25 protein-coding genes and 1 other RNA gene are annotated in these 26540 nt (G+C 57.8%); 7 read left to right on the top strand and 19 right to left on the bottom strand.

All coding sequences use genetic code 11. From position 1 onward, the window contains the following. Positions 1-57: 57 nt before the first annotated feature. The 6 genes from actS to xerD form a co-directional block, all read right to left on the bottom strand. Complete coding sequence (actS, locus tag BJP61_RS05000; RefSeq protein WP_171999241.1) at positions 58-756, bottom strand: amidase activator ActS; 699 nt, start codon at positions 754-756, stop codon at positions 58-60. Between the two features lie 195 nt (positions 757-951). After that, entirely contained in the window at positions 952-2469 is a 1518-nt protein-coding gene (gene lysS, locus BJP61_RS04995) for a lysine--tRNA ligase (RefSeq protein ID WP_038868019.1), read from the bottom strand. 9 nt (positions 2470-2478) lie between these two features. Next, positions 2479-3577 (bottom strand): peptide chain release factor 2 gene (gene prfB / locus BJP61_RS04990; protein WP_144420883.1). Its coding sequence is split into 2 segments (ribosomal slippage): positions 2479-3501 and positions 3503-3577, totalling 1098 coding nucleotides; the frame shifts between segments, so codons are not numbered across the junction. 96 nt (positions 3578-3673) lie between these two features. Further along, positions 3674-5407, bottom strand: coding sequence for a single-stranded-DNA-specific exonuclease RecJ (recJ, locus tag BJP61_RS04985; RefSeq protein ID WP_171997921.1), 1734 nt, complete (start codon positions 5405-5407; stop codon positions 3674-3676). A 3-nt stretch (positions 5408-5410) separates the two neighbouring features. Continuing rightward, complete coding sequence (dsbC, locus tag BJP61_RS04980) at positions 5411-6130, bottom strand: bifunctional protein-disulfide isomerase/oxidoreductase DsbC (protein ID WP_171997920.1); 720 nt, start codon at positions 6128-6130, stop codon at positions 5411-5413. A gap of 22 nt (positions 6131-6152) precedes the next feature. Further along, the gene (gene xerD, locus BJP61_RS04975; RefSeq protein WP_161579745.1) at positions 6153-7049 is read right to left on the bottom strand and encodes a site-specific tyrosine recombinase XerD; all 897 of its coding nucleotides are present in this window, start codon (positions 7047-7049) and stop codon (positions 6153-6155) included. Between the two features lie 101 nt (positions 7050-7150). Here xerD and fldB point away from each other — a divergent pair, with 101 nt between their 5' ends. Continuing rightward, positions 7151-7672: a flavodoxin FldB gene (gene fldB / locus BJP61_RS04970; RefSeq protein WP_161579706.1), complete on the top strand. Its 522-nt coding sequence runs from the start codon at positions 7151-7153 to the stop codon at positions 7670-7672. A 31-nt stretch (positions 7673-7703) separates the two neighbouring features. On the opposite strand, the gene BJP61_RS04965 is transcribed toward fldB, so the two are convergent. Beyond that, the gene (locus BJP61_RS04965) at positions 7704-8120 is read right to left on the bottom strand and encodes a protein YgfX (protein WP_038868005.1); all 417 of its coding nucleotides are present in this window, start codon (positions 8118-8120) and stop codon (positions 7704-7706) included. Next, the gene (sdhE, locus tag BJP61_RS04960; protein ID WP_038868003.1) at positions 8101-8367 is read right to left on the bottom strand and encodes an FAD assembly factor SdhE; all 267 of its coding nucleotides are present in this window, start codon (positions 8365-8367) and stop codon (positions 8101-8103) included. Before sdhE ends, BJP61_RS04965 begins: the two co-directional genes overlap by 20 nt. Before the next feature lie 276 nt (positions 8368-8643). Between sdhE and ygfZ the strand changes: the two genes are divergently transcribed. After that, positions 8644-9633 (top strand): tRNA-modifying protein YgfZ, encoded by a 990-nt coding sequence (gene ygfZ, locus BJP61_RS04955; protein WP_038868000.1) that lies wholly within the window; start codon positions 8644-8646, stop codon positions 9631-9633. Positions 9634-9763: 130 nt separating this feature from the next. Here ygfZ and BJP61_RS04950 read toward each other — a convergent pair whose 3' ends face one another. Then, positions 9764-10417, bottom strand: a complete 654-nt coding sequence (locus BJP61_RS04950) for a hemolysin III family protein (protein ID WP_161579708.1) — start codon at positions 10415-10417, stop codon at positions 9764-9766. Positions 10418-10581: 164 nt separating this feature from the next. After that, complete coding sequence (yqfB, locus tag BJP61_RS04945) at positions 10582-10896, bottom strand: N(4)-acetylcytidine aminohydrolase (RefSeq protein WP_161579709.1); 315 nt, start codon at positions 10894-10896, stop codon at positions 10582-10584. A 178-nt stretch (positions 10897-11074) separates the two neighbouring features. Here yqfB and BJP61_RS04940 point away from each other — a divergent pair, with 178 nt between their 5' ends. Beyond that, positions 11075-11803, top strand: a complete 729-nt coding sequence (locus tag BJP61_RS04940) for a MurR/RpiR family transcriptional regulator (RefSeq protein WP_038867994.1) — start codon at positions 11075-11077, stop codon at positions 11801-11803. A 151-nt stretch (positions 11804-11954) separates the two neighbouring features. After that, positions 11955-13388, top strand: coding sequence for a 6-phospho-beta-glucosidase (locus tag BJP61_RS04935; protein WP_161579710.1), 1434 nt, complete (start codon positions 11955-11957; stop codon positions 13386-13388). A gap of 173 nt (positions 13389-13561) precedes the next feature. Here the strand turns inward: BJP61_RS04935 and BJP61_RS04930 are convergent, their stop codons facing one another. The 8 genes from BJP61_RS04930 to BJP61_RS04895 form a co-directional block, all read right to left on the bottom strand. Next, positions 13562-14305 (bottom strand): SDR family oxidoreductase, encoded by a 744-nt coding sequence (locus BJP61_RS04930; RefSeq protein WP_038867990.1) that lies wholly within the window; start codon positions 14303-14305, stop codon positions 13562-13564. Positions 14306-14505: 200 nt separating this feature from the next. Beyond that, on the bottom strand, positions 14506-17379 hold the full coding sequence (gcvP, locus tag BJP61_RS04925) for an aminomethyl-transferring glycine dehydrogenase (protein ID WP_171997919.1): 2874 nt from the start codon (positions 17377-17379) through the stop codon (positions 14506-14508). A gap of 133 nt (positions 17380-17512) precedes the next feature. After that, positions 17513-17902 carry a glycine cleavage system protein GcvH gene (gene gcvH / locus BJP61_RS04920; RefSeq protein WP_038867985.1) on the bottom strand — a complete coding sequence of 130 codons (390 nt, stop codon included), beginning with the start codon at positions 17900-17902 and terminating at the stop codon, positions 17513-17515. A gap of 23 nt (positions 17903-17925) precedes the next feature. Beyond that, entirely contained in the window at positions 17926-19023 is a 1098-nt protein-coding gene (gene gcvT, locus BJP61_RS04915) for a glycine cleavage system aminomethyltransferase GcvT (RefSeq protein ID WP_171997918.1), read from the bottom strand. 422 nt (positions 19024-19445) lie between these two features. Further along, the gene (gene ubiI, locus BJP61_RS04910) at positions 19446-20648 is read right to left on the bottom strand and encodes an FAD-dependent 2-octaprenylphenol hydroxylase (RefSeq protein ID WP_075193423.1); all 1203 of its coding nucleotides are present in this window, start codon (positions 20646-20648) and stop codon (positions 19446-19448) included. Between the two features lie 10 nt (positions 20649-20658). Then, positions 20659-21837 (bottom strand): 2-octaprenyl-6-methoxyphenyl hydroxylase, encoded by a 1179-nt coding sequence (gene ubiH / locus BJP61_RS04905; protein ID WP_171997917.1) that lies wholly within the window; start codon positions 21835-21837, stop codon positions 20659-20661. Next, complete coding sequence (pepP, locus tag BJP61_RS04900) at positions 21834-23150, bottom strand: Xaa-Pro aminopeptidase (RefSeq protein ID WP_171997916.1); 1317 nt, start codon at positions 23148-23150, stop codon at positions 21834-21836. Before pepP ends, ubiH begins: the two co-directional genes overlap by 4 nt. Positions 23151-23173: 23 nt before the next feature. Next, the gene (locus BJP61_RS04895; protein WP_131824734.1) at positions 23174-23752 is read right to left on the bottom strand and encodes a YecA family protein; all 579 of its coding nucleotides are present in this window, start codon (positions 23750-23752) and stop codon (positions 23174-23176) included. A gap of 161 nt (positions 23753-23913) precedes the next feature. Here BJP61_RS04895 and zapA point away from each other — a divergent pair, with 161 nt between their 5' ends. The 3 genes from zapA (at position 23914) to BJP61_RS04880 (ending at position 25080) form a co-directional block, all read left to right on the top strand. Next, a complete protein-coding gene (gene zapA, locus BJP61_RS04890; RefSeq protein WP_007669177.1) occupies positions 23914-24243 on the top strand; it encodes a cell division protein ZapA in 330 nt (109 codons plus the stop codon). Positions 24244-24284: 41 nt separating this feature from the next. Beyond that, positions 24285-24468: non-coding RNA, 6S RNA (gene ssrS, locus BJP61_RS04885), on the top strand. 15 nt (positions 24469-24483) lie between these two features. Next, positions 24484-25080, top strand: coding sequence for a 5-formyltetrahydrofolate cyclo-ligase (locus BJP61_RS04880; protein ID WP_038867976.1), 597 nt, complete (start codon positions 24484-24486; stop codon positions 25078-25080). 102 nt (positions 25081-25182) lie between these two features. Here the strand turns inward: BJP61_RS04880 and serA are convergent, their stop codons facing one another. Then, the gene (gene serA / locus BJP61_RS04875; protein WP_171997915.1) at positions 25183-26421 is read right to left on the bottom strand and encodes a phosphoglycerate dehydrogenase; all 1239 of its coding nucleotides are present in this window, start codon (positions 26419-26421) and stop codon (positions 25183-25185) included. Positions 26422-26540 lie beyond the last annotated feature (119 nt).

The following is a 26540-nucleotide window of genomic DNA, read 5'->3' as shown; positions in this document are numbered from 1 at the left end:
GCACGCTAACTGACGGATTTATAAGCAACCGCCCGCGCACTGGCGGGCGAAACCGTATTAACAGGACGGTGATTTGCCCTGCGGCGGCAGATAGCGCAGCGGATCAATCGCTGTCGCGCGATAGCGCAGCTGGAAGTGCAAACGCACAGAATCCGCACCAGTACTGCCCATCGTTGCGATTTTCTGTCCGGCTTTCACCTGCTGACCATTGTTTACCAGCATGGTGTCGTTATGCGCGTAGGCGGTGATGTATTCTTCATTATGTTTAATCATGATGAGATTGCCGTAACCGCGCAGTTGGTTACCAACATAAACAACCCTTCCCGCCGCCGAAGCGTAAATCGGCTGTCCGCGACTTCCGGCGATATCGATACCTTTGTTGCCGCCATCGCTGTCGGAATAGCCCATCACCACTTTCCCTGATGTCGGCCAGCGCCAGCAGCGCTGCCCGGCTGGCGGCGGAGCCACTTTCGGTAGCGTTTTTGCCGGGGTGGAACGCGAGGCGGTGCGAGTCGTACTCTTACCGGACGCCGACGCGCCTTTCACCTTCAGACGCTGGCCCACTTCAATGGTGTAGGGAGGAGAGATGCCGTTCAGGCGAGCCAGCTCGCCAACGCTGCTGCCGGTCATCCTGGAGATGCGGTAAAGCGTGTCGCCGCGCTTAACCGTATAGGTCGAGCCGCTGTAAGTTCCCCTAGTTGCGTCCGAAACGCCTGAGTTATTGCTGGAGCAGGCGGCGAGAAACAGGCAAACCATAAGGCAAATCGCTTTCTTTTTCAGTAAGGCGGACGACCACTCCGTGCTCAAAACAGCTCCTCATGACAGACGATAACTTTTGACGGCGCTTATCTTAGCAGCTCCGTTTCGTTGACCCAAACCCGGCGGCCTGGCAGAAATGAAAAAGCCGCGCGCTCCCTGCGGAACGCGCGGCTTTGCGGCAAGCGTGACGGCTTATTTCACCGGACGCATGGCCGGGAAGAGGATCACGTCGCGAATGGTGTGGCTGTTGGTAAACAGCATCACCATACGGTCGATCCCGATGCCGAGACCCGCGGTTGGCGGCAGGCCGTGCTCAAGGGCGGTGACGTAATCTTCATCATAGAACATCGCTTCGTCGTCACCCGCGTCTTTCGCGGCAACCTGATCCTGGAAGCGCTGCGCCTGATCTTCCGCGTCGTTCAGCTCGCTAAAGCCGTTACCGATTTCACGTCCGCCGATGAAGAATTCAAAGCGGTCAGTGATTTCCGGGTTAACGTCATTACGACGCGCCAGCGGAGAAACCTCTGCCGGATATTCAGTGATAAAGGTCGGCTGAATCAGGTGCGCCTCGGCAACCTCTTCGAAGATCTCGGTCACGAGACGGCCAAGCCCCCAGCTCTTCTCGACTTTAATGCCGATCGACTGAGCGATGCCTTTTGCCTTCTCAAAATCATCCAGATCCGCCATGTCGGTTTCAGGACGATATTTTTTGATGGCTTCGCGCATGGTCAGCTTTTCAAACGGCTTGCCGAAATCAAACGTCTCTTCGCCGTAAGGCACCTGCGTGGTGCCCAGAATATCCTGCGCCAGGGTGCGGAACAGCGACTCGGTCAGCTCAATCAGATCTTTGTAATCCGCGTACGCCATATAGAGTTCCATCATGGTGAACTCAGGGTTGTGGCGCACGGAAATGCCTTCGTTACGGAAGTTGCGGTTGATTTCAAACACGCGCTCGAAGCCGCCGACCACCAGACGCTTGAGGTACAGTTCAGGCGCGATACGCAGATACATGTCGAGATCCAGCGCGTTGTGGTGCGTCACAAACGGACGCGCTGACGCGCCGCCCGGGATCACCTGCATCATCGGGGTTTCGACTTCCATAAAGCCGCGGCCAACCATGAACTGACGAATGCCTGCCAGGATCTGCGAGCGCACTTTGAAAGTGTTGCGGGATTCATCATTGGCGATGAGATCGAGATAACGCTGACGGTAACGCGCTTCCTGATCCTGCAGGCCGTGGAATTTATCCGGCAGCGGGCGCAGCGCTTTGGTCAGCAGACGCAGCTCGGTGCAGTGAATGGACAGCTCGCCGGTTTTGGTTTTAAACAGCTTGCCGCGCGCGCCCAGGATATCGCCGAGATCCCATTTTTTGAACTGCTCGTTGTAAACGCCTTCCGGCAGATCGTCGCGCGCCACATACAGCTGAATGCGGCCGCCAACGTCCTGCAGCGTCACGAAAGACGCTTTACCCATAATACGGCGGGTCATCATGCGGCCTGCCACGCAGACCTCGATGTTCAGCGCTTCCAGCTCTTCGTTTTCTTTGCTATCGAAGTCAGCGTGCAGTTGGTCTGAGGTATGGTCGCGACGAAAATCGTTTGGAAACGCGACGCCGTTTTCGCGAAGCGCAGCCAGCTTCTCGCGGCGTGTTTTCAGTTCGTTATTAAGATCGACCGCCGCTTCTGCGCCTTGTGCTTGTTGTTCAGACATGTTGGTTCCTCATAACCCTGCTTTCAGACTTGCTTCGATGAATTTATCCAGATCGCCATCCAGCACCGCCTGGGTATTGCGGGTCTCAACGCCGGTGCGCAGATCTTTGATACGGGAATCGTCCAGCACGTAGGAGCGGATCTGGCTGCCCCAGCCGATATCGGACTTGTTATCTTCCATGGCCTGCTTCTCAGCATTTTTCTTCTGCATTTCCAGCTCGTACAGCTTCGCCTTCATCTGCTTCATGGCCTGGTCTTTGTTCTTGTGCTGAGAACGGTCATTCTGGCACTGCGTCACCGTACCGGTCGGAATGTGGGTAATACGCACTGCGGATTCCGTACGGTTAACGTGCTGACCGCCCGCGCCCGACGCGCGATAAACATCAATACGCAGATCCGCCGGGTTGATTTCGATATCAATATCATCTTCCACTTCCGGGTATACGAAAGCAGAGCTGAAAGAGGTGTGGCGACGACCGCCGGAGTCGAACGGGCTCTTACGCACCAGACGGTGTACGCCGGTTTCCGTACGCAGCCAGCCGTAAGCGTAATCGCCAGAGATTTTAATAGTGGCGGATTTCAGGCCAGCCACTTCGCCTTCGGACTCTTCGATGATTTCGGTTTTGAAACCGCGCGCTTCGGCCCAGCGCAGATACATACGCAGCAGCATGCTGGCCCAGTCCTGCGCCTCGGTGCCGCCGGAGCCCGCCTGGATATCCAGATAGCAGTCGGCGTTGTCATATTCACCGGAGAACATGCGGCGGAATTCAAGCTGCGCGAGTTTGGCTTCAAGCTGATCCAGCTCGACTACCGCTTCGTTGAAGGTTTCTTCATCGTCCGCTTCGACGGCAAGCTCAAGCAGGCCCGCAACGTCCTCGAGGCCCTGGGACATCTGGTCCAGCGTGTCGACGATAGCTTCAAGGGAAGAACGCTCTTTACCCAGCGCCTGCGCGCGTTCGGGCTCGTTCCAGACGTCCGGCTGTTCCAGCTCGGCGTTTACTTCTTCAAGACGCTCTTTCCTGGCATCGTAGTCAAAGATACCCCCTAAGAACGTCTGAGCGCTCCGTGAGGTCCTGAATGCGGTTCTTTACCGGGTTAATTTCAAACATGGCTGTAGAATCTTTTAGTGATGAAGATGGGCAAAATGCGGTCGTAAAACGGAAAGTTTACCGGATTTACGCCGCCTTTTATAGTTCATCCTGGCGCTAAACAGGCCAGAGATGGTCGATAATGAGTTGCAGGCTGCGATTGCCGCGATACTCGTTAACGTCAAGCTTATAGGCGAGTTCCACTTCGCGCACGCCTGGATCGGGCCAGCAGGTGGTATCGACGTTAAACGCGATGCCATCCAGCAGCGGCCCGCCGCCGACCGGCTCCAGCATCAGCTTCAGGTGGCGTTCGCCCACCAGACGCTGCTGAAGAATACGAAAACGTCCGTCAAACAGCGGCTCCGGGAACATCTGTCCCCACGGCCCTGCGTCGCGCAGCATTTCCGCCACTTCCAGCGTCATCTCCTGCGGGGCGAGCGCGCCATCGGACCAGATTTCGCCCTGCAGCATCGCTGGGTCTAACCACTCGTTAACCAGCTCAGCGAAACGCTGTTGAAACTCCGGGAAGCGAGCCTCTTCAAGCGACAACCCCGCCGCCATCGCATGTCCGCCAAATTTTAGCATCATGCCGGGGTAGAGCGTGTCGAGACGCTCAAGCGCGTCGCGCATATGCAGCCCCTGAACGGAGCGGCCTGAACCTTTCAGTAGCCCGTCGCCTGCTGGCGCAAAGGCGATAACCGGACGATGGAAACGCTCTTTGATGCGCGAGGCGAGAATACCGACCACGCCCTGATGCCATTCGGGATGGAAAATCGCGATCCCGCTCGGCAACGCTTCGCCGCTGCGCTCCAGTTGCTGACACAGCGTCAGCGCCTCCGCCTGCATCCCCTGCTCAATCTCTTTACGGGTCTGGTTCAGCGCGTCGAGTTCGTTCGCCAGCATCCGGGCTTCGCCGATGTTATCGCACAGCAGGAGCGCCACGCCGACGGACATATCATCCAGCCGCCCTGCCGCGTTGAGACGCGGGCCAAGCGCAAAGCCGAGATCGCTTGCCGTCAGGCGGTGCGCCTCGCGGTTGGCTATCTCCAGCAGCGCGCGGATCCCCGGGCGACATTTTCCGGCGCGGATGCGGCTCAGCCCTTGCCAGATAAGGATACGGTTATTGGCATCAAGCGGCACCACGTCCGCTACGGTGCCAAGCGACACCAGGTCGAGGAACTCCGCAAGATTTGGCTCGGAAATGCCTTTTTCCGTAAACCAGCCGACGCTTCGCAGATGCGCGCGCAGGGCCAGCATCAGATAAAATGCGACGCCGACGCCCGCAAGCGATTTCGACGGAAAGGTACACTCCGCGAGGTTCGGGTTGATAATAGCGCCCGCCGCCGGGAGCGTATCGCCCGGTAAGTGGTGATCGGTGACCAGCACCGGAATGCCCAGCTCATGCGCGCGCGCAACGCCCGCATGCGATGAGATGCCGTTATCGACGGTGAGGATCATCTGCGCGCCGCGCGCGTGGGCCTGATCGACAACCTCCGGGCTAAGACCGTAGCCATCATCGAACCGGTTAGGCACCAGATACGCCACATTGCTGCCGCCGAGCGCGCGCAGCGCCAGCACGCTTAACGCCGTACTGGTGGCGCCGTCGGCATCAAAATCGCCCACAACGATAATGCGCAGCCCTTCACGCAGCGCGTTGTGCAGCATCGCGACCGCCTGTTCAATACCGCACAATTGCTGCCAGGGCAGCATGCCTTTTACGCTGCGCTCCAGTTCCTGCGCGCTGCGTACTCCGCGGCTGGCATAGAGCCTGCGCAGCAGCGGCGGTAAATTTTCGGGCAAGGAAATGGCTTCATCCGGCGTACGCCTGCGAAGTTGCGTCTGTTTGCTCACTCGTTACTGCCCGCTCGCCGAAAGCTGTTTCTGATGCTCATCCAGGAACGCTTTCATCTCTTTTGGCCCCTGATATCCCGGCACCATCGCGCCGTTGCTCAGCACAATCGCAGGCGTACCCTGTACGCCAAACTGCACGCCGAGCTCATAATGCTTCGCAGTGTCGATATTGCAGCTGGCCGCCGCGACTTTGCCGCCGCCCATCGCGTTATCGAAGGCCTTGTTGCGATCTTTCGCGCACCAGATAGCCTGCATGTCTTTAGCTGGTTCGCTGCGCGGCCCCTGACGCGGGAAGGCCAGGTAGCGCACCGTAATGCCGAGCGCGTTGTAGTCTTTCATCTCTTCATGCAGCTTGTGGCAATAGCCGCAGGTGATATCGGTGAATACGGTGATGACATGTTTCTCTTGCGGCGCTTTGTAGATAATCATCTCTTTTTCGAGCGCGTTGAGTTTGGTCATCAGCATCTGGTTGGTCACGTTGACCGGCTGGCCGCCACTGACGTCATACAGCGGGCCCTGAATAATGTGCTTGCCGTCCTCGGTCACATAGATAACACCGCTTTCGGTTAGCACGGTTTTCATGCCAGCCAGCGGGGCGGGCTGAATTTCAGCGTTCGCTACACCCAGTTTGGCCAGCGACTGCTTGATGGCTGCATCATCCGCCTGGGCAAGGCCTGAGAATGCCGCCAGCGTAACGGAGAGCAGCGCAATAGATTTTTTCATAACGAGTCCTTAAATTCGGCACTCACGCTCTGGGGTGGTGCTGTTGATGAAGTTGCCGCAATCGTTCCGTCGCCACATGCGTGTAGATTTGCGTGGTGGAAAGATCGCTGTGTCCCAGCAGCATCTGAACCACGCGCAAATCGGCGCCATGATTTAACAGATGCGTGGCGAACGCATGACGTAAAACGTGCGGCGAAAGCTTTTCACTATCGATGCCCGCCAGTTGAGCATAATGTTTGATACGATGCCAGAAGGTCTGTCGTGTCATCTGCTGAGCGCGATTGCTCGGAAAGAGAACATCCAGCGACTGCCCGTTAAGCAACCACGGACGGCCATGCGTGAGATAGTGTTCCAGCCAGTAGATGGCCTCTTCGCCAAGCGGCACCAGCCGCTCTTTGTTGCCTTTACCGATAACGCGTACGACGCCCTGTCGCAGGCTGACATCGCTCATGGTTAATCCGACCAGCTCAGAGACGCGAAGCCCGGTGGCGTACAACACTTCCAGCATCGCTTTATCACGCAGTTCAATGGGTTGATCGACCGTCGGCGCCTGCAGCAAACGCTCCACCTGCGCTTCACTTAAATCCTTCGGCAGGCGCTGCGGCAGCTTGGGTGACGCCAGCAACGCGCTGGGGTCATCATCGCGAATTTTTTCACGGTACAGATGCTGAAACAAGCGCCGCACGGCGCTTAGCATACGGGCAGTGCTGGTCGCTTTGTATCCGCCCTCAACGCGCTCCGCCAGCAGCGTCTGGAGATCGCCGCTCTGCGCGGTCGAGAGACTGAGTCCGCGGTGGTGCAACCACTCGACCACCATTTTGAGATCCCGCCGGTACGCGTTCAGGCTGTTCTCGGCCAGGTTGCGCTCCAGCCAGAGCGCATCGAGAAATTGTTCGATACGGGCTAAATCCTGTTCCATTGCCACCTCACTTACGCTCCTCGTCGCTGCATTATGCCTGACAGGAGGCGGGATCTGATACACTGGCGCTTCTGCAGAATAGGAAATGAGACGTTATCGCTATGAACATTGGTCTTTTTTATGGTTCCAGCACCTGTTACACCGAAATGGCGGCTGAAAAAATCCGCGATATTATTGGTCCTGAACTGGTCACGCTGCACAACCTTAAAGACGACTCGCCAACGCTCATGGAACAGTATGATGTGCTGATCCTCGGCATTCCTACCTGGGATTTCGGCGAACTCCAGGAAGACTGGGAAGCCATATGGGATCAGCTGGACGCATTAAACCTCGACGGAAAAATCGTGGCGCTCTATGGCATGGGCGATCAGTTGGGCTACGGCGAGTGGTTCCTTGACGCGCTCGGCATGCTTCATGACAAGCTTAGCCCGAAGGGCGTAAAGTTCGTCGGCTACTGGCCCACTGAAGGCTATGAATTCACCAGTCCTAAACCCGTCATCGCGGATGGTCAGCTGTTTGTCGGTCTTGCGCTGGATGAAACCAATCAGTACGACCTGAGCGATAGCCGTATCGAAAGCTGGTGCGAGCAGATCCTCGGTGAAATGGCGGCGCACTTCTCCTGAGTACCATTGGTGCTGAGTGTCACTGGCGGCGTCAACGGCTACCCCGCACCGGCTGTTGCAGTAACAGTCGACGCAAATCCCGCCACTCTGCCGGCGTCATGCTGTCCGATGCCAGCCACACATGGTGGCTGCGCGTCGTTTTGGGATGGCGCAGGCGCATCATCATGCCGCTGCGTAACATCCAGGGCGTGGCGCAAATCTCCCAGTCGATGCCCTGCCAGCGTAGCTGATAGTCCGCCGTGAGGCTTACCTCCCCCTGAAAGGCGTTGATACGTCGCTGGCTGCGAACGCAGTCAAACACCACCAGCGACAGCAGCAACATCCAGACGGGCAGATACCGCAGCGGCCACGGAAGCAACAAAATAATAACGGCCACAGCGCCGTGCAGCAGCAGCGATACCCACTGAGAGCGCCATGAGACGCGAAGATCAGAGTGCCACAGGACCACGTTCCTGATTCCGTTGCTGGATCAATTGCACCATCCGCGCCAGTTCCGCATCGGCAGGTTTGCCGTGGTTCATCAGCCAGTTGAATAAATCAGGGTCGTCACACTCCAGCAGGCGGACAAAGACGCGTTTGTCTTCTTCGCTCAGAGCGTCATAGTCGTGCTCAAAGAAAGGCATGATGGAAATATCCAGCTCACGCATACCTCTGCGACATGCCCAGTGAATACGGGCTTTATTGTTAATATCCATGTCTCTTACCTGCTAACCGCTATTGAATGACGGCGGTTAGTGTAACCCGTTTTGCACACATCATTCAGTCCTATATGAGTATTTGCGAGGCGTTATCCTGAATATAACTTTTTGGGTGCAACCGACATTTTTCCCTGCGAGTTATCTCGAAGAACGCGTTAACGGCACAAAAGGGGATGCTAAAAGGCTTGCAAACTCCGTCGGCTCTTTAACAATATGAAGCTATCTCTCCACTCGCGTGGACCATTATTGCGATAGCACATTGGGAATCTATTTATGGCATTTACTCCATTTCCTCCCCGTCAGCCAGCCGCCAGTGCGCGCCTGCCGCTGACGCTCATTTCGCTGGAAGACTGGGCGCTGGCGACAATCACGGGCCCGGACAGCGAAAAGTATCTTCAGGGCCAGGTGACGGCGGACGTTACCCAGCTTGGCGATAACCAGCATCTGCTGGTGGCGCACTGCGATGCGAAGGGCAAAATGTGGAGCAATCTGCGTCTGTTCCGCAACGGTGACGGTTTCGCCTGGATCGAACGACGCAGCGTGCGCGACGCGCAGCTCGCGGAAATGAAAAAATATGCGGTTTTCTCAAAGGTGACCCTCGCGCCGGACGATGAATCGGTGCTGCTGGGCGTGGCTGGTTTTCAGGCGCGCGCGGCGCTGGCGAACCATTTCGCCTCGCTGCCGGATGAGCAAAACCAGCGCGTGACTGTCGGCCCTACTACTCTGCTGTGGCTCGGTCTGCCTGAGGAACGTTTTCTTGTCATGACCAATGAGGAGACTGCCAGTCAGCTTGCGGAAAAGCTTCGTGGCGAAGCGCAACTGAACGCCAGCGCCCAGTGGCTGGCGCTGGACGTAGAAGCGGGTTTCCCTGTCATCGACGCGCCAAACAGCAATCAGTTTATTCCGCAGGCGACCAACATTCAGGCGCTGGGCGGCATCAGCTTTAAGAAAGGCTGTTACGCAGGCCAGGAAATGGTAGCGCGTGCGAAATTTCGCGGCGCCAACAAACGCGCGCTGTGGTATCTGGCGGGGCATGGCAGCCGTGTGCCAGAAGCCGGCGAAGATATCGAAATGCAAATGGGCGAGAACTGGCGTCGCACCGGTACGGTACTGGCGGCAGTACAGCTGGATGACGGACGCCTGCTGGCGCAGGTGGTTATGAACAACGATCTGGAAGCCGACACCGTGTTCCGGGTTCGTGAAGAAAGCGGCGCGCACACGCTGCATATCGAGCCGCTGCCCTACTCGCTCGAAGAGGCGTAACGGTTTCCCGCCAAAACCCGGCGCACGGAATGCGCCCGTCATGACCGCCAGGCCGGTAACCATCAGCCTGGCGGGAATTCAATGGATGTTGATTAGGTGTATCAGGCGAGATTGTGATAACGCAGGCGCGTTAACGGATATAGAGGTAAATGGCCAGGAAATGGCAGACGCTCCCGCCCAGCACGAAACCGTGCCAGATGGCATGGTTGTACGGAATACGTTTGCAGACATAAAAAATCACGCCCAGCGAATAGATAATGCCCCCTGCCGCGAGCAGCGTTACGCTACCAGGCGCGAGCTTCACCACCATCTGGTAGATGACCACCAGCGACAGCCAGCCCATCGTAAGATAAGTCACCAGCGACAAAACCTTAAAGCGGTGAGCGATGGTGAGCTTAAAGAGGATGCCGAGCAGCGCCAGGCTCCAGATAACAATCATCAATCCATGCGCCAGCGGCGACTTAAGCCCCACCAACAGAAACGGCGTGTAAGTGCCTGCAATTAATAAGTAAATCGCACAATGATCAAACTTTTTAAGCCAGGTTTTAGCCCGCGCGTGCGGTATGGCGTGGTAAAGGGTCGAGGCGAGAAACAGCAGGATCATGCTGCCGCCATAGAGGCTGTAACTGGTGATAGCAGTGGCGCTGGCATTGCTGTCCACCGCCTGGACCAGTAACAACACCAGCCCGACAATCCCAAACACCAGCCCGATGCCGTGACTGATGCTGTTGGCTATCTCCTCAGCCAGTGAATATCCCTGCGCAAGTAATGGTTTACGAACCATGTGGCGACTCCGGTAAAACTGAATAAAAAAAACGCAGCCCACATAGCCTAACTGAGAATGATTCCAGTGAACACCTGTTCGCTAAAATAAATCTGTGACGACCCGTAATAGCCTGGCGCAACGGCCCCGGACAACAGTTTTCCCTTTACCGCCCATGCGTGCTTTTACTCATCAACCTTTTTGAAAGCAATCACATACAGTTCACTAAGTCCCGGATAAATGTCCCCAATAACCTTTTTCAGCGCATCCAGCGTCATATTCTCCTGACGAGCATGCTCTTCGTTCAGTTGCGCCAGCGTTACCGGCGTCACGCTCAGGACTTCCAGCGTGCAGAAATAGCCGTCATCCTCGTAGCGCCCGGTGCGCAGCCGCTGGCCCGGCTTAAAGTGTGATTCGCTGGCGTCTCGGATGGTGATAGTTTTGGTGCCGTTGAGAATGTCCTGCTGGAAGCGGGTATAGAAAGTAATAGCGTTTTTCATGGCGCGTCCTGGTAAAAAGAAGGCCCCATCATAAGCCGCGCGGCGGGCAGACGCCATTGCGCGGCAGAAAGAGTGGCGCATGCCGCCGCGATTTATGGCAGCATGAGCGAGCCGACGCCGCGGTCAACGCCCGCGCCGGAGCCTGAAAGCATTAACCAAAGGATGTTGCGCCGTGACAATGTTTACCCACTCCGCTGTCGCCAGCCTCAATAATCTTGAGATGATGGTTTACAATTTTGTGGTCAAAAACCGCGACAAAGTCATGTACATGACAATTCGCGAACTGGCGGATGCGGCGGGTGTTTCCACCACAACCGTATTACGCTTTTGCCGCAAACTGAATTGCGAAGGGTATTCCGAATTCCGCGTACGTTTTAAATTATATCTGGAGCAAAATGAGCCACAGCAGGCAAATTTCGGCGCCAGTGAAATTATTAGTTTTTTCCGCAGCGTCAATAATGAGGAATTCGATGCCCTGCTTGAAAAAGCGGTAGAAATTATTCTCGAATCCGAACGTATTATATTTGTTGGGGCAGGCACCTCAGGCGCACTGGCCAAATATGGCGCGCGATTTTTCTCAAATGTCGGAAAATTCAGTAACCATATTGACGACCCTTATTTCCCGGTCACAAACGATATGGCGAAAAACGCGCTGGCGATTGTGCTCTCCGTCTCCGGCGAGACCGAAGAGATCCTGCGTTTCGCCAGCCAGTTCAGCCTGCACCGCTGCAAAGTGCTCTCTGTTACCAGCCATGAAAACTCTTCTCTGGCGAAGCTTGCTGATTTCAATCTCTCCTGGCACGTCCCGCAAACGCGCATCGCTGGTGTTTACGACATTACCACGCAAATTCCTGTCATCTATATTCTTGAAACGCTGGGCCGCAAGCTGGCGAAAAAACTGACATAAAAAAACAACCTGTTTTTCATTTGTAACAAGTCACGCCATACGCTATTTGTTATAGCGTGACTTTTGTATTTCCTTTGCTAGACTCGCAGCCAGCCTCTATTAATTTATCGTTATTAATCAGCTTTAAATTCATTTTCGATGAGATGACACGATGAAACAGCTTAAATTACCGAAAGACTTTTTATGGGGCGGCGCAGTCGCCGCGCATCAGGTGGAAGGCGGCTGGGATCAGGGCGGCAAAGGGCCGAGCATCTGCGACGTGCTGACCGGCGGCGCGCACGGCGTACCGCGTGAAATCACCGAATCCGTTGTGCCGGGCAAATATTACCCAAACCACGAAGCCATCGATTTCTACGGGCATTACAAAGAAGACATTAAACTCTTCGCCGAAATGGGCTTTAAATGTTTCCGCACCTCCATCGCCTGGACGCGTATCTTCCCGAATGGCGACGAAACACAGCCTAACGAGGCTGGCCTTAAGTTTTACGACGATATGTTCGATGAGCTGCTGAAATACAACATCGAGCCGGTCATTACGCTCTCTCATTTTGAAATGCCGCTGCATCTGGTGCAGCAGTATGGCGGCTGGACCAACCGTAAAGTGGTGGATTTCTTTGTGCGCTTCGCCGAAGTGGTGTTTGAGCGCTACAAGAATAAGGTCAAATACTGGATGACCTTTAACGAGATCAACAACCAGCGCAACTGGCGCGCGCCGCTGTTCGGCTACTGCTGCTCCGGCGTGGTCTATACCGAGCACGACAACCCGGAAGAGACGATGTACCAGGTGCTGCACCATCAGTTTGTAGCGAGCGCCCTGGCGGTGAAAATTGGCCATCGCATTAACCCGGAGATGAAAATCGGCTGCATGCTGGCGATGGTGCCGCTCTATCCGTTCTCCTGCAAACCGGAGGACGTAATGTATGCGCAGGAATCGATGCGTGAGCGTTATGTCTTTACCGACGTCCAGCTGCGCGGCTACTACCCGTCTTACGTGCTGAACGAGTGGGAGCGCCGCGGTTTTAACATCAGGATGGAAGCAGGCGACGAGCAGATCCTGCGCGAAGGCTGCTGCGACTATCTGGGCTTCAGCTATTACATGACTAACGCGGTACAGGCCGAGGGCGGCAGCGGCGATGCGCTGACCGGTTTCCAGGGCAGCGTGCCGAACCCGCATGTGAAAGCGTCCGACTGGGGCTGGCAGATTGACCCGGTGGGCCTGCGCTACGCGCTGTGTGAGCTCTACGAGCGCTACCAGAAGCCGCTGTTTATCGTCGAAAACGGCTTTGGCGCTTACGACAACGTGGAAGAAGACGGCAGCATTAATGATGATTACCGCATCGATTATCTGCGCGCCCATATTGAGCAGATGATGAAAGCGGTGACTTACGACGGCGTGGATTTGCTGGGCTATACGCCGTGGGGCTGCATCGACTGCGTATCATTCACTACCGGGCAGTACAGCAAGCGTTACGGCTTTATCTATGTGAATAAGCACGATGACGGCACAGGCGATATGTCCCGCTCCCGTAAGAAGAGTTTTGCGTGGTATCAGGGGGTGATTGCCAGTAACGGCGAGTCGCTCTGACCTCTCATTTCAGCCCTCTCCCCTGCGGGGAGGGAGCCAACCGGCGCCCGCCATCAGATCTGGCGGGTGCGCTTTACTTCCCGCCCTGCAATACGGCTTCTGTCTGTCCCGTAAGGCGGATAAGCGCAGCGCCACCCGCCTGCCTCTCTTCCGCCCTCGTCAATCCGCTCCGGTTATTTCCCGCCAGCGAGATCAAGAAAACTGCCCGTCACGTAAGAGGCTTTATCGCTGAGCAACCAGGCGATGGCTTCGGCGACCTCTTCCGGTTGACCGCCGCGCTGCATCGGTAACGCCGATTTCACGCGATCGACGCGGCCCGGCTCGCCGCCAGAGGCGTGAATATCGGTATAGATAAGCCCTGGCCGCACGCCGTTGACGCGAATGCCCTGCGCGGCGACTTCCAGCGATAGCCCAATGGTCAGGGAATCCACCGCGCCTTTCGACGCCGCGTAATCGACATACTCGCCAGGCGCGCCAAGCCGTGAGGCGGCAGACGACACATTCACAATCGCACCGCCCCGCCCGCCGTGATGATGCGCCATTCGCTTCACCGCTTCGCGGCAGCACAGGAAATAGCCGGTGACGTTAATGGCGAGCACTTTGTTGATGCGCTCTGCGGTCAGGTTCTCCGTCATGCATTGGGTAAACAGAACGCCGGCGTTATTGACCAGCGCAACCAGCGGCTCGTCCTGCTGGTCAAGCGTGGCGAACATCGCCATCACCTGCCTTTCGTCGCTGATATCCGCCTGCACGGGAAACGCCCGCCCGCCGTGTGCGGTGATCGCGTCAACCACCTCCTGCGCCGCGGCGGCGTTACTGAGGTAATTGACCGCCACGGTATAGCCCTGCGCGGCCAGCAACTGCGCCGTCGCCCTGCCAATGCCGCGGCTCGCGCCGGTAATCAGTGCAATGGACATACTTTTTCCTTTTTTATGGTGTGGTACAGCAGGCTTTTCTGCATGCATCGGGGTGCTCCCGATAACTTACCGCGGTGCGTAACGCAGGGACACTCTACAAATCAGGTAGCAATAGCGTGGCATCCGGTGCCGCGCCATAAAAAAAGGGCGCCGAAGCGCCCTGTGGGTTGTCTTTACCTGCTGGTCACAGCGAAGAGCCGTTACTGATACTCGCTCATCGGCACACAGGAGCAGAAGAGATTACGGTCGCCGTAAACATCATCGAGACGCTTCACGGTCGGCCAGTATTTATTCTCAAACCCTGCCGGGAACGCCGCCAGCTCGCGGCTGTAAGCGTGCTCCCATTCCTGAGCCAGTTCGCGCTGCACGTGCGGCGCGTTGACCAGCGGGTTATCGTCCTGCGGCCATTCGCCCTGCGCCACACGGTCGATTTCGCCGCGGATCGCCAGCATCGCGTCGATAAAGCGGTCCAGCTCAGTTTTGCTTTCCGATTCTGTCGGCTCAACCATCAGCGTGCCCGCGACCGGGAAAGACATGGTCGGCGCGTGGAAGCCATAGTCGATAAGGCGTTTGGCGATATCCAGTTCGCTGATGCCGGAGGCCTCTTTCAGCGGGCGAATATCCAGAATGCACTCATGCGCGACGCGGCCGTCGCGACCGGTATAGAGCACCGGATAGGCGTCTTTCAGACGGCTGGCGATGTAGTTGGCGTTGAGGATTGCCGTCTGGCTTGCCTTCTTCAGCCCTTCAGAGCCCATCATACGGATATACATCCAGCTTATCGGCAGAATCGACGCGCTGCCGAACGGTGCGGCGGAAACCGCGCCCTGCGCCGTCAGCATGCCTTCAATCTGCACGACGCTGTGGCCCGGCACAAATGGCGCCAGATGTGCTTTCACGCCAATCGGGCCCATGCCAGGGCCGCCGCCGCCGTGCGGAATACAGAATGTTTTATGCAGGTTGAGATGTGAGACATCCGCGCCGATATAGCCCGGCGACGTGATGCCCACCTGGGCGTTCATGTTGGCGCCGTCAAGGTAAACCTGACCGCCGTACTGATGCACGATGTCGCACACCTCGCGGATGGTTTCTTCATACACGCCGTGGGTGGACGGATACGTCACCATAATACAGGAGAGCTTATCACCTGCGGTTTCGGCCTTCACACGCAGATCCGCCAGATCGATATTGCCCTGTTTATCACAGGCGACCACGACGACCTGCATGCCTGCCATCTGCGCCGACGCCGGGTTGGTGCCATGCGCGGAGCTCGGAATAAGACAGATATCGCGATGGCCTTCGTTGCGGCTTTCGTGATAGTGGCGGATAGCCAGCAGGCCCGCATACTCGCCCTGCGCGCCGGAGTTCGGCTGCATGCAGAGCGCATCGTAACCGGTGAGCTTCACCAGCCAGTCGGAGAGCTGGCCAATCATCTGCAGATAGCCCTCGGCCTGATCCGCCGGACAGAACGGATGCAGTTCGGCGAATTCCGGCCAGGTTATCGGGATCATTTCCGCTGCCGCATTGAGCTTCATGGTGCAGGAGCCGAGCGGGATCATCGCCTGATTCAGCGCCAGATCTTTGCGCTCAAGGCTGTGCATATAACGCATCATCTCGGTTTCGCTGTGGTAGCGATTAAAGACCGGATGCGTCAGGATGGCGTCATCGCGTAGCATCGCGGCCGGAATGGAGCGGCTGTCGTGCGCCACCTCTTTATCCAGCGCGTCGATATCCGCCTGCGCGTCGTCACCGGTCACGACGCGCAGCAGCGCCTGCACGTCAGCGCGGGTCGTGGTTTCATCAAGCGTAATGCCGACCGCGCCCGGAATATCGCTGCGCAGGTTGATTTCCTGTGCCTGCGCGCGCGTCAGCACCGCCGCTTTATCGGCGACGTCGACGCACAGCGTGTCGAACCAGGTGGCATGACGCAGCTTCAGCCCTTTGCGTTGCAGGCCCGCCGCCAGAATATCGGCAAAACGGTGGATACGGCTGGCGATGCGCTTCAGCCCCTCCGGGCCGTGGAACACGGCGTAGAGGCTCGCGATATTGGCCAGCAGCACCTGGGAAGTACAGATGTTGGAGTTCGCTTTCTCGCGGCGAATATGCTGCTCGCGGGTTTGCATCGCCATACGCAGCGCAGTGCGACCGGCGGCGTCTTTCGATACGCCGATAATGCGCCCAGGCATGGAACGTTTAAATTCATCGCTGGCGGCAAAGAACGCCGCATGCGGGCCGCCGTAGCCCATCGGCACGCCGAAACGCTGGGCGGAGCCGAAGACGATATCCGCGCCCTGCTTGCCCGGCGCGGTCAGGAGCACCAGCGCCATAAAATCCGCCGCTACGCTGACCACCACTTTGCGGGATTTCAGCTCGCTAATCAGCGCGCGATAGTCATGCACTTCGCCAGTGGTGCCGACCTGCTGCAACAGCACGCCAAACAGATCCTGATGATCGAGCGCCTTTTGCGCGTCATCCACAATCACCTCAAAGCCGAAGGTTTCAGCGCGGGTGCGCACCACATCCAGCGTCTGTGGATGCACATCAGCCGCCACAAAGAAACGGTTGGCGTTTTTCAGTTTGCTGACGCGCTTCGCCATCGCCATGGCTTCCGCCGCGGCGGTAGCTTCATCAAGCAGCGAGGCGGAGGCGATATCAAGCCCGGTCAGATCCAGCGTCACCTGCTGGAAATTAAGCAGTGCTTCGAGACGTCCCTGAGAGACTTCCGGCTGGTAAGGCGTATAGGCCGTGTACCAGCCCGGGTTTTCCAGCATGTTGCGCAGGATAACCGGCGGGGTGTGCACCGCGGTGTAGCCCATGCCGATATAGTTTTTGAAGCGCTTATTGCGCCCGGCGATAGCTTTGAGCTCCGCCAGCGCAGCGAATTCGGTCGCGGCGTCGCCAACATCAGGCGGGGTCGCAAGCTGGATATCCGCCGGAACGATTTGCGAAATCAGCGCATCCAGCGAGTCCGCGCCAACGGTGCGCAGCATCTCCTGCTGCTGGTCAACACCCGGTCCGATATGACGCCCGATAAAAGCGTCGCGATTTTCCAGGTGGCTCAGGGTCTGGGTCATGGGCGATATTTCCTGAAACGTGCAGTGAGGCAAATAAATGCGATGGTCAGTTGTGCTCCCTTGTGGGAGCGGCGCGTGCAATGCGACGCACGCGCCTGCCCCTGAGCGTTACCCAGGAGCGCGGTCCCGTGTATTACTCGTTTTCTAACAGCGCTTCATACGCGCTGGCGTCCAGCAGCGCGGCCACTTCGGCCTCGTCGCTGGCTTTGATTTTGAAAATCCAGCCCTGGCCGTACGGCTCGCTGTTGACCAGTTCCGGAGAGTCGCTCAGCGCGTCATTGACGGCCACGATCTCGCCGCTGACCGGCGCGTAGATGTCAGAGGCGGCTTTCACCGACTCCGCCACGGCGCAGTCGTCACCCGCGCTGACGGTCGCGCCGACATCCGGCAGGTCGACAAACACCATGTCGCCCAGCAACTGCTGCGCATGTTCGGTGATCCCAACGGTGTAAGTACCGTCCGCTTCTTTACGCAGCCATTCGTGTTCTTTGCTGTATTTCAGTTCGTTTGGCACATTGCTCATTGCTTCTCTCCTGATAACAAAACTTACTGCGCCACCGGTTTACCGGCGCGCACGAAAACGGGTTTAGTGACCTTCACGGGCATTTCGCGGTTGCGGATCTGCACAATGGCAGTATCGCCGATACCCGCCGGAACGCGAGCCAGCGCAATGCTGTAGCCGAGCGTCGGCGAGAACGTGCCGCTGGTGATAATGCCTTCGCACGCGTTGCCCTGGGTGTCAGTGAAGCGCACCGGCAGCTCATTGCGCAGCACGCCTTTTTCGGTCATGACCAGGCCGACCAGCTGTTCAGTGCCGTTTTCACGCTGGGCTTCCAGCGCATCGCGGCCGATGAAATCGCGGTCTTCCGGCTGCCAGGCGATCGTCCAGCCCATATTGGCAGCGAGCGGCGAAACGCCTTCATCCATCTCCTGGCCATACAGATTCATGCCCGCCTCAAGGCGCAGCGTGTCGCGCGCGCCGAGGCCGCAAGGTTTCACGCCCGCTTCTACCAGCTGGCTCCAGAACCCCGCCGCTTTTTCATTCGGCATCGCGATTTCATAACCCGCTTCGCCGGTATAACCGGTAGTGGCGATAAATAAATCGTCCGCCTGCACGCCGAAAAACGGCTTCATGCCTTCGACGGCTTTACGCTGCGCATCGTTAAACAGCGTGGCGGCTTTGGCCTTCGCGTTCGGGCCCTGAACGGCGATAAGGGAGAGATCGTCGCGCACGGTAACGGCGACGCCGTAAGGCTCGGCATGCTCGTTGATCCAGGCGAGATCTTTTTCACGGGTGGCGGAGTTCACCACCAGGCGGAAATAGTCTTCCGTCATGAAGTAGACGATCAGGTCGTCAATCACGCCGGCAGAGGCGTTGAGCATGGCGGTGTAGAGCGCTTTACCCGGCTGGGTCAGCTTCGCCACATCGTTTGCCAGCAAGTAGCGCAGGAAATCGCGGGTGCGCGCGCCGCGCAGATCGACAATGGTTATGTGAGAGACGTCAAACATCCCCGCGTCGTTGCGCACGGCATGGTGTTCGTCAATTTGTGAGCCGTAATGCAGCGGCATCATCCAGCCGTGGAAATCCACCATGCGCGCGCCGCAGAGGTTGTGCTGTTCATACAACGGGGTTTGTTGAGCCATCTTTTCCTCATCCTGTCAGCCGGGTTGGTGTGGGTTTCAGACGGCGAACAGCCCTGAGTGAAACCCGGCGCCGACGCCGATCCCGACGGCGACGCAAACGTTAACTTGCGTCTGAACTTATCACCGAACGGAGGTGTAAACCATAAGGTGAGCTGAGTCATCAGATTAGCTTATGACCGGGACAGGCGTTTTTGGCGACAGAATTAAACACTGCCTGAATGGTTTCAGGCGTAGCCGATACGCTAACTCTCTGCCGCCTTTTCAAAATAACCGGGCAGAAATCGCTGTTTTGAAGGAAAAATCATGGCAGTGGAAAAATTAAAGGATTAAAAAAACTAATCCGAAAAAGAGAGTGAAATTAGAATATTTCAAACGGGGGGAAGCTTCTCTTTCCGACGCCCGGAAAGAGAAGTGTGACGCAGTTAACGCAACCACGCAGGCAGGTCATTCAGCCCCATCGCCTGGCGAATCAGCTGCGGTTTGATCCCCGGCAGTTTATCGGCAAGCGTTAAGCCCAGATCGCGCAGCAGCTTTTTCGCCGGGTTATTGCCTGAGAAAAGCTCGCGAAAGCCCTGCATGCCTGCCAGCATCATCGCGGCGGCGTGCTTGCGGCTGCGCTCGTAGCGGCGCAGATAGAGATGCTGGCCGATATCCTTGCCCTGCTGTTGCAGGCGACGCAGTTCGCTTATCAGTTCAGCCGCGTCCATAAAGCCGAGGTTCACTCCCTGCCCGGCCAGCGGATGAATGGTGTGCGCGGCGTCGCCGACAAGCGCCAGTCGATGCGCGGCGAACTGACGCGCATAGCGCCCGGTCAGCGGGAAGACCTGTCGCTCGCCCTCAAGCGTACACAATCCGAGGCGGTTATCGAACGCCACACAGAGGGCCTGATTAAACGCGGACGCAGGGGCCTGTTGCATCCGGTCCGCCTCCTGCGGCGAGAGTGACCAGACGATAGAGCACAGATGCGGATCGCCGAGCGGCAGGAACGCCAGAATGCCGTCGCCATGAAAGACCTGGCGCGCCACGCCGCCGTGCGGCTCATCGGTGCGAATCGTGGCGACCAGGGCATGATGCTGGTAATCCCAGGACGTCAGCGGAATTTCCGCCTTTGTGCGCAGCCAGGAGTTAGCGCCGTCCGCGCCCACAACCAGCCGCGCCGTCAGCATATTGCCGTCTTCGAGCGTAATAAATGCTTCGTTCTCGCCCCAGGCCACCTGTTGCAGCGTCGCCGGCGCCATCAGCGTCACAGATTTGCACTGCTGCGCCTTTTCCCATAACGCATGGTGGATAACCGGGTTTTCGATAATGTGCCCAAGATGGCTGAAGCCGAACGCCTCATCGTCAAACGCGATGCGCCCGAAGCTGTCTTTTTCCCAGACCTCCATGCCGTGATAGGCCGCGGCGCGCTGGCGAATAATCGCCTCCCATACGCCGAGACGTTTGAGCAGCGTTTCGCTGGCGGCGTTGATCGCCGATACGCGCAGCGCTGGCGGCGCTCCGGCATCCAGCGGTTGCGGCGCGCGTTGTTCAAGCACCGCGACGCGCAGCCCGCTGCCTTCCAGCCCGCAGGCCACCGCCAGCCCGACCATTCCGCCGCCGACAATCGCTACATCTACACTTTGCACATTCGACTCCTTAGCGCGGCACCCAACCCAGGGTGCGTCTGGCCAGCGCGTCACGCGCCGGGGTAAATAGATCCATCGCCATCAGGCCAAGGTTGCGCCCGACGACCAGCGGCGACCAGCGGTTGGCGAAAAGCTGCACCAGCCCGTCGGTAACGCCGATCGTCGCGGCTTTATCCTGCTCCCGGCGCTGCTGATACGCGTTTAGCACCGGATACGCGCCGATATCCTGACCGCGCGCGAACGCCTGCGCCAGCGTCTCCGCGAGCGTTATTACATCGCGTAAGCCGAGGTTAAAGCCCTGCCCTGCGATCGGATGCAGCGTCTGGGCAGCATTGCCGACAAGCGTCGTGCGATGCGAAATCACCCGTGAGGCGAGGCTTAAGGCGAGCGGATAGCCGCTGCGCGCGCCTGCATGTGTGATACGCCCGAGCCGCCAGCCAAAAGCGTGTTGCAGTTCGCGACAGAAGCGCTCATCGCTCCAGCCCAGTACCTCTGCCTGTTTATCAAGCGGATGGCACCAGACCAGCGAGCTGCGCCCACTGGACATCGGCAGCAGCGCCAGCGGGCCGTGTTCGGTGAAGCGCTCAAACGCGCGTCCCTGGTGCGGCAATGCGGTCGCGACATTCGCGATAATCGCCGCCTGGTGGTAAGGCTGCTGACGCCATTCAATGCCGCACTGCGCGCCAATCGAGGAGCGCGAACCGTCGGCGGCGACCAGCAACTGGCCTTCCAGCGTCTCGCCGCTGTCCAGCCGTACGCTCACCGCCTCTTCACGGCGCGTAATGTCCGCCACACGCGCCGGGCAGTGCAGATGAACGCCGGGCGCTTTGCGCAGCAGGCCGAAAAGGCGCTGACCGGCATCATGCAGTTCGACGACATGGCCAAGCGCCTGCGTCTGGTAATCGCGTGCGTTGAGCGTCACAAAACCGGCGTGACCGCGATCGCTGACATGAACGGTGGTGATGGGTGTCGCACAGGGAGCGAGCGCCTGCCAGACGCCGACACGTTCAAGCTCCCGGCAGGTGCCGTCGGCAAGCGCGATGGCGCGCGCATCGAATCCCGGATGCGCGGCGGACTCTGGCGCGCTGGCTTCCACGAGGTGAACCGGCAACGCACCGTGAGTGAAGCGGGAAATCGCGAGCGCCAGCGTCGCGCCAGCCATGCCGCCGCCTGCGATAATCACACTCATGAGCGCTGCGCTGCCGCCATCAGCGCTTCGATGTCGTCCGCCGATTTCACCACGCTCGCGGTCAGGTTTTCGTTACCCGTTTCGGTGATGACGATATCGTCTTCGATGCGAATGCCGATGCCGCGATACTCCTCCGGCACGTCGGCGTCGGGGGCGATATAGAGGCCCGGCTCAACGGTGATAACCATTCCCGGCGCCAGAATGCGCGAGCGATCCGGGCCGTAGAAACCGACGTCGTGCACATCCAGCCCCAGCCAGTGGCTGAGCCCGTGCATAAAATAGGGACGATGGGCATTTTCGGCGACCAGTTGCTCCACATCGCCTTGCAGAATGCCAAGCCCGATAAGACCTTTCACCATGACGCGCACCACATCGCCGGTGACGTCCTGAATCGACGTACCGGGGCGGAAAAGGCGCAGCGCGGTTTCCAGCGACTCCAGCACGATGTCGTAAACAGCGCGCTGAGCCGGGGTGAATTTGCCGTTCACCGGAAAAGTGCGGGTGATATCGCCCGCGTAGCCCTGATATTCACAACCTGCGTCGATCAGGACCAGATCGCCGTCGCGCAGCTGGCTTTCGTTTTCAGTGTAATGGAGGATACAGCCGTTCTCACCGCCGCCCACAATGGTGTTATAGGAGGGAAAACGCGCGCCGTGGCGGGTGAATTCATGCAGAATTTCGCCTTCAAGCTGATATTCATACATGCCCGGACGGCATTTTTGCATAGCGCGGGTATGCGCCAGCGCGCTGATTTCACCGGCGCGGCGCATCACAGCCAGCTCTTCCGGCGATTTGAACAGGCGCATTTCGTGTACCCAGGGGCGCCAGTCGGTGAGCGTGGCGGGTGCCGAGAGATTCTGGCGCGAACCGCGGCGCAGCTTATCGAGCGCGGCGAAAACGATGGTGTCGGCGTAGGTGTATTCCCCCTGCGCGTGGTAGACCACATCCAGCCCGTTGAGCAGCTGATAAAGCTGTTCGTCGATTTCATTAAAAGCCAGCGCACGGTCAACGCCGAGCTTCGCCGGCGCTGCATCCTGCCCGAGACGGCGGCCAAACCAGATCTCCGCATTTTTATCGCGCAGACGGTTGAAGATAACGCTGTGGCTGTGGGTCTCATTGCTTTTGATGAGCACCAGCACGGCTTCCGGTTCGTTAAAGCCGGTGAAGTACCAGAAATCGCTGCTCTGGCGATAGGGATATTCGCTGTCGGCGCTGCGTGAAGCTTGCGGCGCGGCGAAGATCAGTGCCGCGCTGGCCGGCGCCATTTTCGCCAGCAACGCCTGACGGCGTCGCAGAAACTCTTGCTGTGTCATTGCACCTCCTGAGTAAACGAATTTTAGTGAAGCGTAGGCTTTTTCACTTCCGGCGCGGTCAGCGTCTGGCGCGTAAAGGTGTCATGGCAGAGCAGCGCCGCGACGCGCACATACTCGACGATCTCCTCAAGCGACATTTCCAGCTCTTCCTGATCTTCGCCTTCGTCATAGCCGAGCTGGGCAATATTGCGCAGATCGTCAATGGCCTCGCCGGTTTCGCCAGTGATTTTGTCGAGCTTCGGCTGCGTGACGCCAAGCCCCAGCAGGAAGTGGTTCACCCAGCCTGCCAGCGCGTCGGCGCGATCGAAGACCGAGACGTCATCGCCATCCGGCAGCCAGAGCTGGAACAGGAAACCATCATCCTCCAGCGTATCGCTGGTGGCGGCGTGCAACTGACGCAGCGCCTGAGCGAGCTGTTGGCCGAACGCCAGCCCCTCATTGGTGAGGTCGTGCAGCAGCGGTTGCCAGCTGCTGTCATGATTGCCGCCGCACAGGATTCCACTGATAAGTCCGTGCATTTCTGCGGGGGTCAGGCCCACGCCTTGCTGATTGAGCAACTGGCCGACTTCGTCGTAACCAGGCATTTCGTTCTGTATAGACATGCGCATTCGTCGTCGTTGGGAGGATGAGTTCGTGTTATGCTACCACTTCGTGCCCTGGTGATACCAGAAAAGGGCTTGTGTCTTCATATCAGGGTAGCTATAGTGTCGCCCCTTCGCAGCCCCGGCGCGAATGGTTGGCGAGTCAACAGCAGGAAAGTGGAATGTCTGCACAACCAGTCGATATCCAAATTTTTGGGCGTTCACTGCGGGTGAATTGCCCGCCTGAACAGCGAGATGCACTGAATCAGGCTGCGGACGAGCTGAATCAACGGTTGCAAGATCTGAAAGTTCGCACTAGAGTCACCAATACTGAGCAGTTAGTTTTCATCGCAGCACTGAACGTCTGTTATGAGCTGGCTCAGGAAAAAGTTAAAACCCGTGACTACGCGGCCAACATGGAACAGCGTATCCGGATGCTCCAGCAGACCATTGAGCAAGCATTACTTGAGCAGGGTCGCATAAGTGAAAGAGCGGAGCCAAAGTTTGAATAACGCTTCAGGGTCTACTATGGTAGAGTGACCGTGAAGAAAAAATTTCTCTGAGATGTTCGCAAGCGGGCCAGTCCCCTGAGCCGATATTTCAAAAAACAAGAATGTGACGCTCCACGGTTGGTGAGCATGCTCGGTTCGTCCGAGAAGCCTTAAAACCGTGACGACGCATTCACCTTGAACCGCGGGTTCAAGGGTTACAGCCTGCGGCGGCATCTCGGAGATTCCCCTTCCTTTACTACCATGACGCAACTTCCTGTTAGTGCCGACCTTCGACAACAAATCCGTAAAACAATACGTCAACAGCGCCGCGCGCTGACGGCCGAACAACAGGCGCATTTCGCCGAACGGGCCGCTGCACGCATGCTGGGCTTCGCCCCGGTCGTTGAGGCGCGCACCGTCGCGGTATTTCTCTCCTTTGATGGTGAACTCGACACCCGCCCGCTGATTGAAGGTCTGTGGCGCGCCGGGAAGCAGGTCTACCTGCCGGTGCTTCATCCTTTCAGCCCCGGTAATCTTTTGTTCCTGCGATATCTGCCGGATAGCCTGCTTGCGACGAATCGTCTGAAAATTCTTGAGCCTGCGCTGGATGTACGCCATGTGCTGCCTTTAGACCGCCTCGACGTCTTGATAACGCCGTTGGTCGCGTTCGACCGCACGGGACAACGCCTCGGCATGGGCGGCGGTTTTTACGATCGCACCCTGCAACACTGGCGCGACCACGGATTCTTCCCGGTCGGTTACGCGCACGACTGCCAGCAGGTGGAAAGCCTGCCGGTGGAAGAGTGGGATATTCCACTACCCGCGGTGGTGACGCCGGGTAAAACCTGGCTTTGGTAAAAGAAAAACCTGAGGAAAAGAAAAGCCGGGTTGCGTTACGCATACCCGGCTTACGCGCCGATATTGCAGGCCGGACAGCGTTACGCCGCCCGACGAACGGCATTAGTACAGCAGACGAGCGCGAATAGTACCCGCAATGGCCTTCATGCTTTGCAGCGCTTTGTTCGCTACCTCTTCCGACGCGTCGACATCAATAACCACATAGCCCATCTGAGGGGTGGTTTGCAGGAACTGTGCGGCGATGTTGATGCCCTGTTCAGCGAAAATCTGGTTAATGGCGGTCAGCACGCCAGGACGGTTTTCATGGATATGCAACAGGCGGCTAACGCTGCCGCCGTGCAACGGCAGAGAAACTTCAGGGAAATTCACCGCCGAAAGCGTAGAGCCATTATCGGAGTACTTCGCGAGCTTGCCCGCCACTTCCAGACCGATATTTTCCTGCGCTTCCTGGGTTGAGCCGCCGATATGCGGCGTCAGGATGACGTTGTCAAACTCGCACAGCGGCGAGTTAAACGGATCGCTGTTGGTCGCAGGCTCGACCGGGAACACATCAATCGCCGCGCCCGCAAGATGCTTGCGAGAGAGCGCGTCGCAAAGCGCCGGGATATCCACCACCGTACCGCGCGCGGCGTTAATCAGCAGCGCGCCGGGCTTCATCAGCGCCAGCTCTTCCGCGCCAATCATGTTTTTGGTCGACGCATTTTCCGGCACATGCAGGCTCACCACGTCGCTCATATTGAGCAAATCGGAGAGATGCTGCACCTGCGTGGCGTTGCCAATCGGCAATTTGCTTTCGATATCGTAGAAAAAGACGTTCATGCCCAGCGATTCCGCCAGGATGCCGAGCTGCGTGCCGATATGGCCGTAGCCGATAATCCCCAGCTTTTTACCGCGCGCTTCATAAGAGCCCGTCGCCAGTTTGTTCCAGATACCGCGATGCGCTTTGGCATTCGCTTCCGGAATACCGCGCAGCAGCAGCAGCAGTTCGCCGATAACCAGTTCGGCAACCGAACGGGTGTTAGAGAACGGCGCATTAAAGACCGGGATGCCGCGCTTCGCTGCCGCGTCCAGATCCACCTGGTTGGTGCCGATGCAGAAGCAACCGACCGCCACCAGTTTTTCCGCGGCGGCGAAAATCTCTTCAGTCAGATGAGTACGGGATCGCAGGCCGATAAAATGCGCATCGCGGATGGACGCTTTCAGCTGCTCGCTGTCGAGCGCGCCCTTATGATATTCAATATTGGTATAACCTGCGGCGCGCAGGCTATCGATGGCTTTCTGGTGAACGCCTTCCACCAGCAAGAATTTAATTTTGTCTTTCTCCAGCGATACTTTTGCCATTTCCCGACCCTGTCTTGTCTGAACTGTTATGAAGCTGAAATAAGCCAGCCTTCTGCCAACATATCAAAATTTGCGTTCCCGGCAATATGAACGTTTGCGTCGCGATGTTGAAGAAATAT

Origin of the sequence: Cronobacter sp. JZ38 (assembly GCF_008932145.1) — a bacterium.
In the GTDB taxonomy this organism is placed as follows: domain Bacteria; phylum Pseudomonadota; class Gammaproteobacteria; order Enterobacterales; family Enterobacteriaceae; genus Cronobacter; species Cronobacter muytjensii.
Note: the sequence above shows the minus strand (reverse complement) of the source record. Positions and strands in the feature narration are given on the sequence as shown.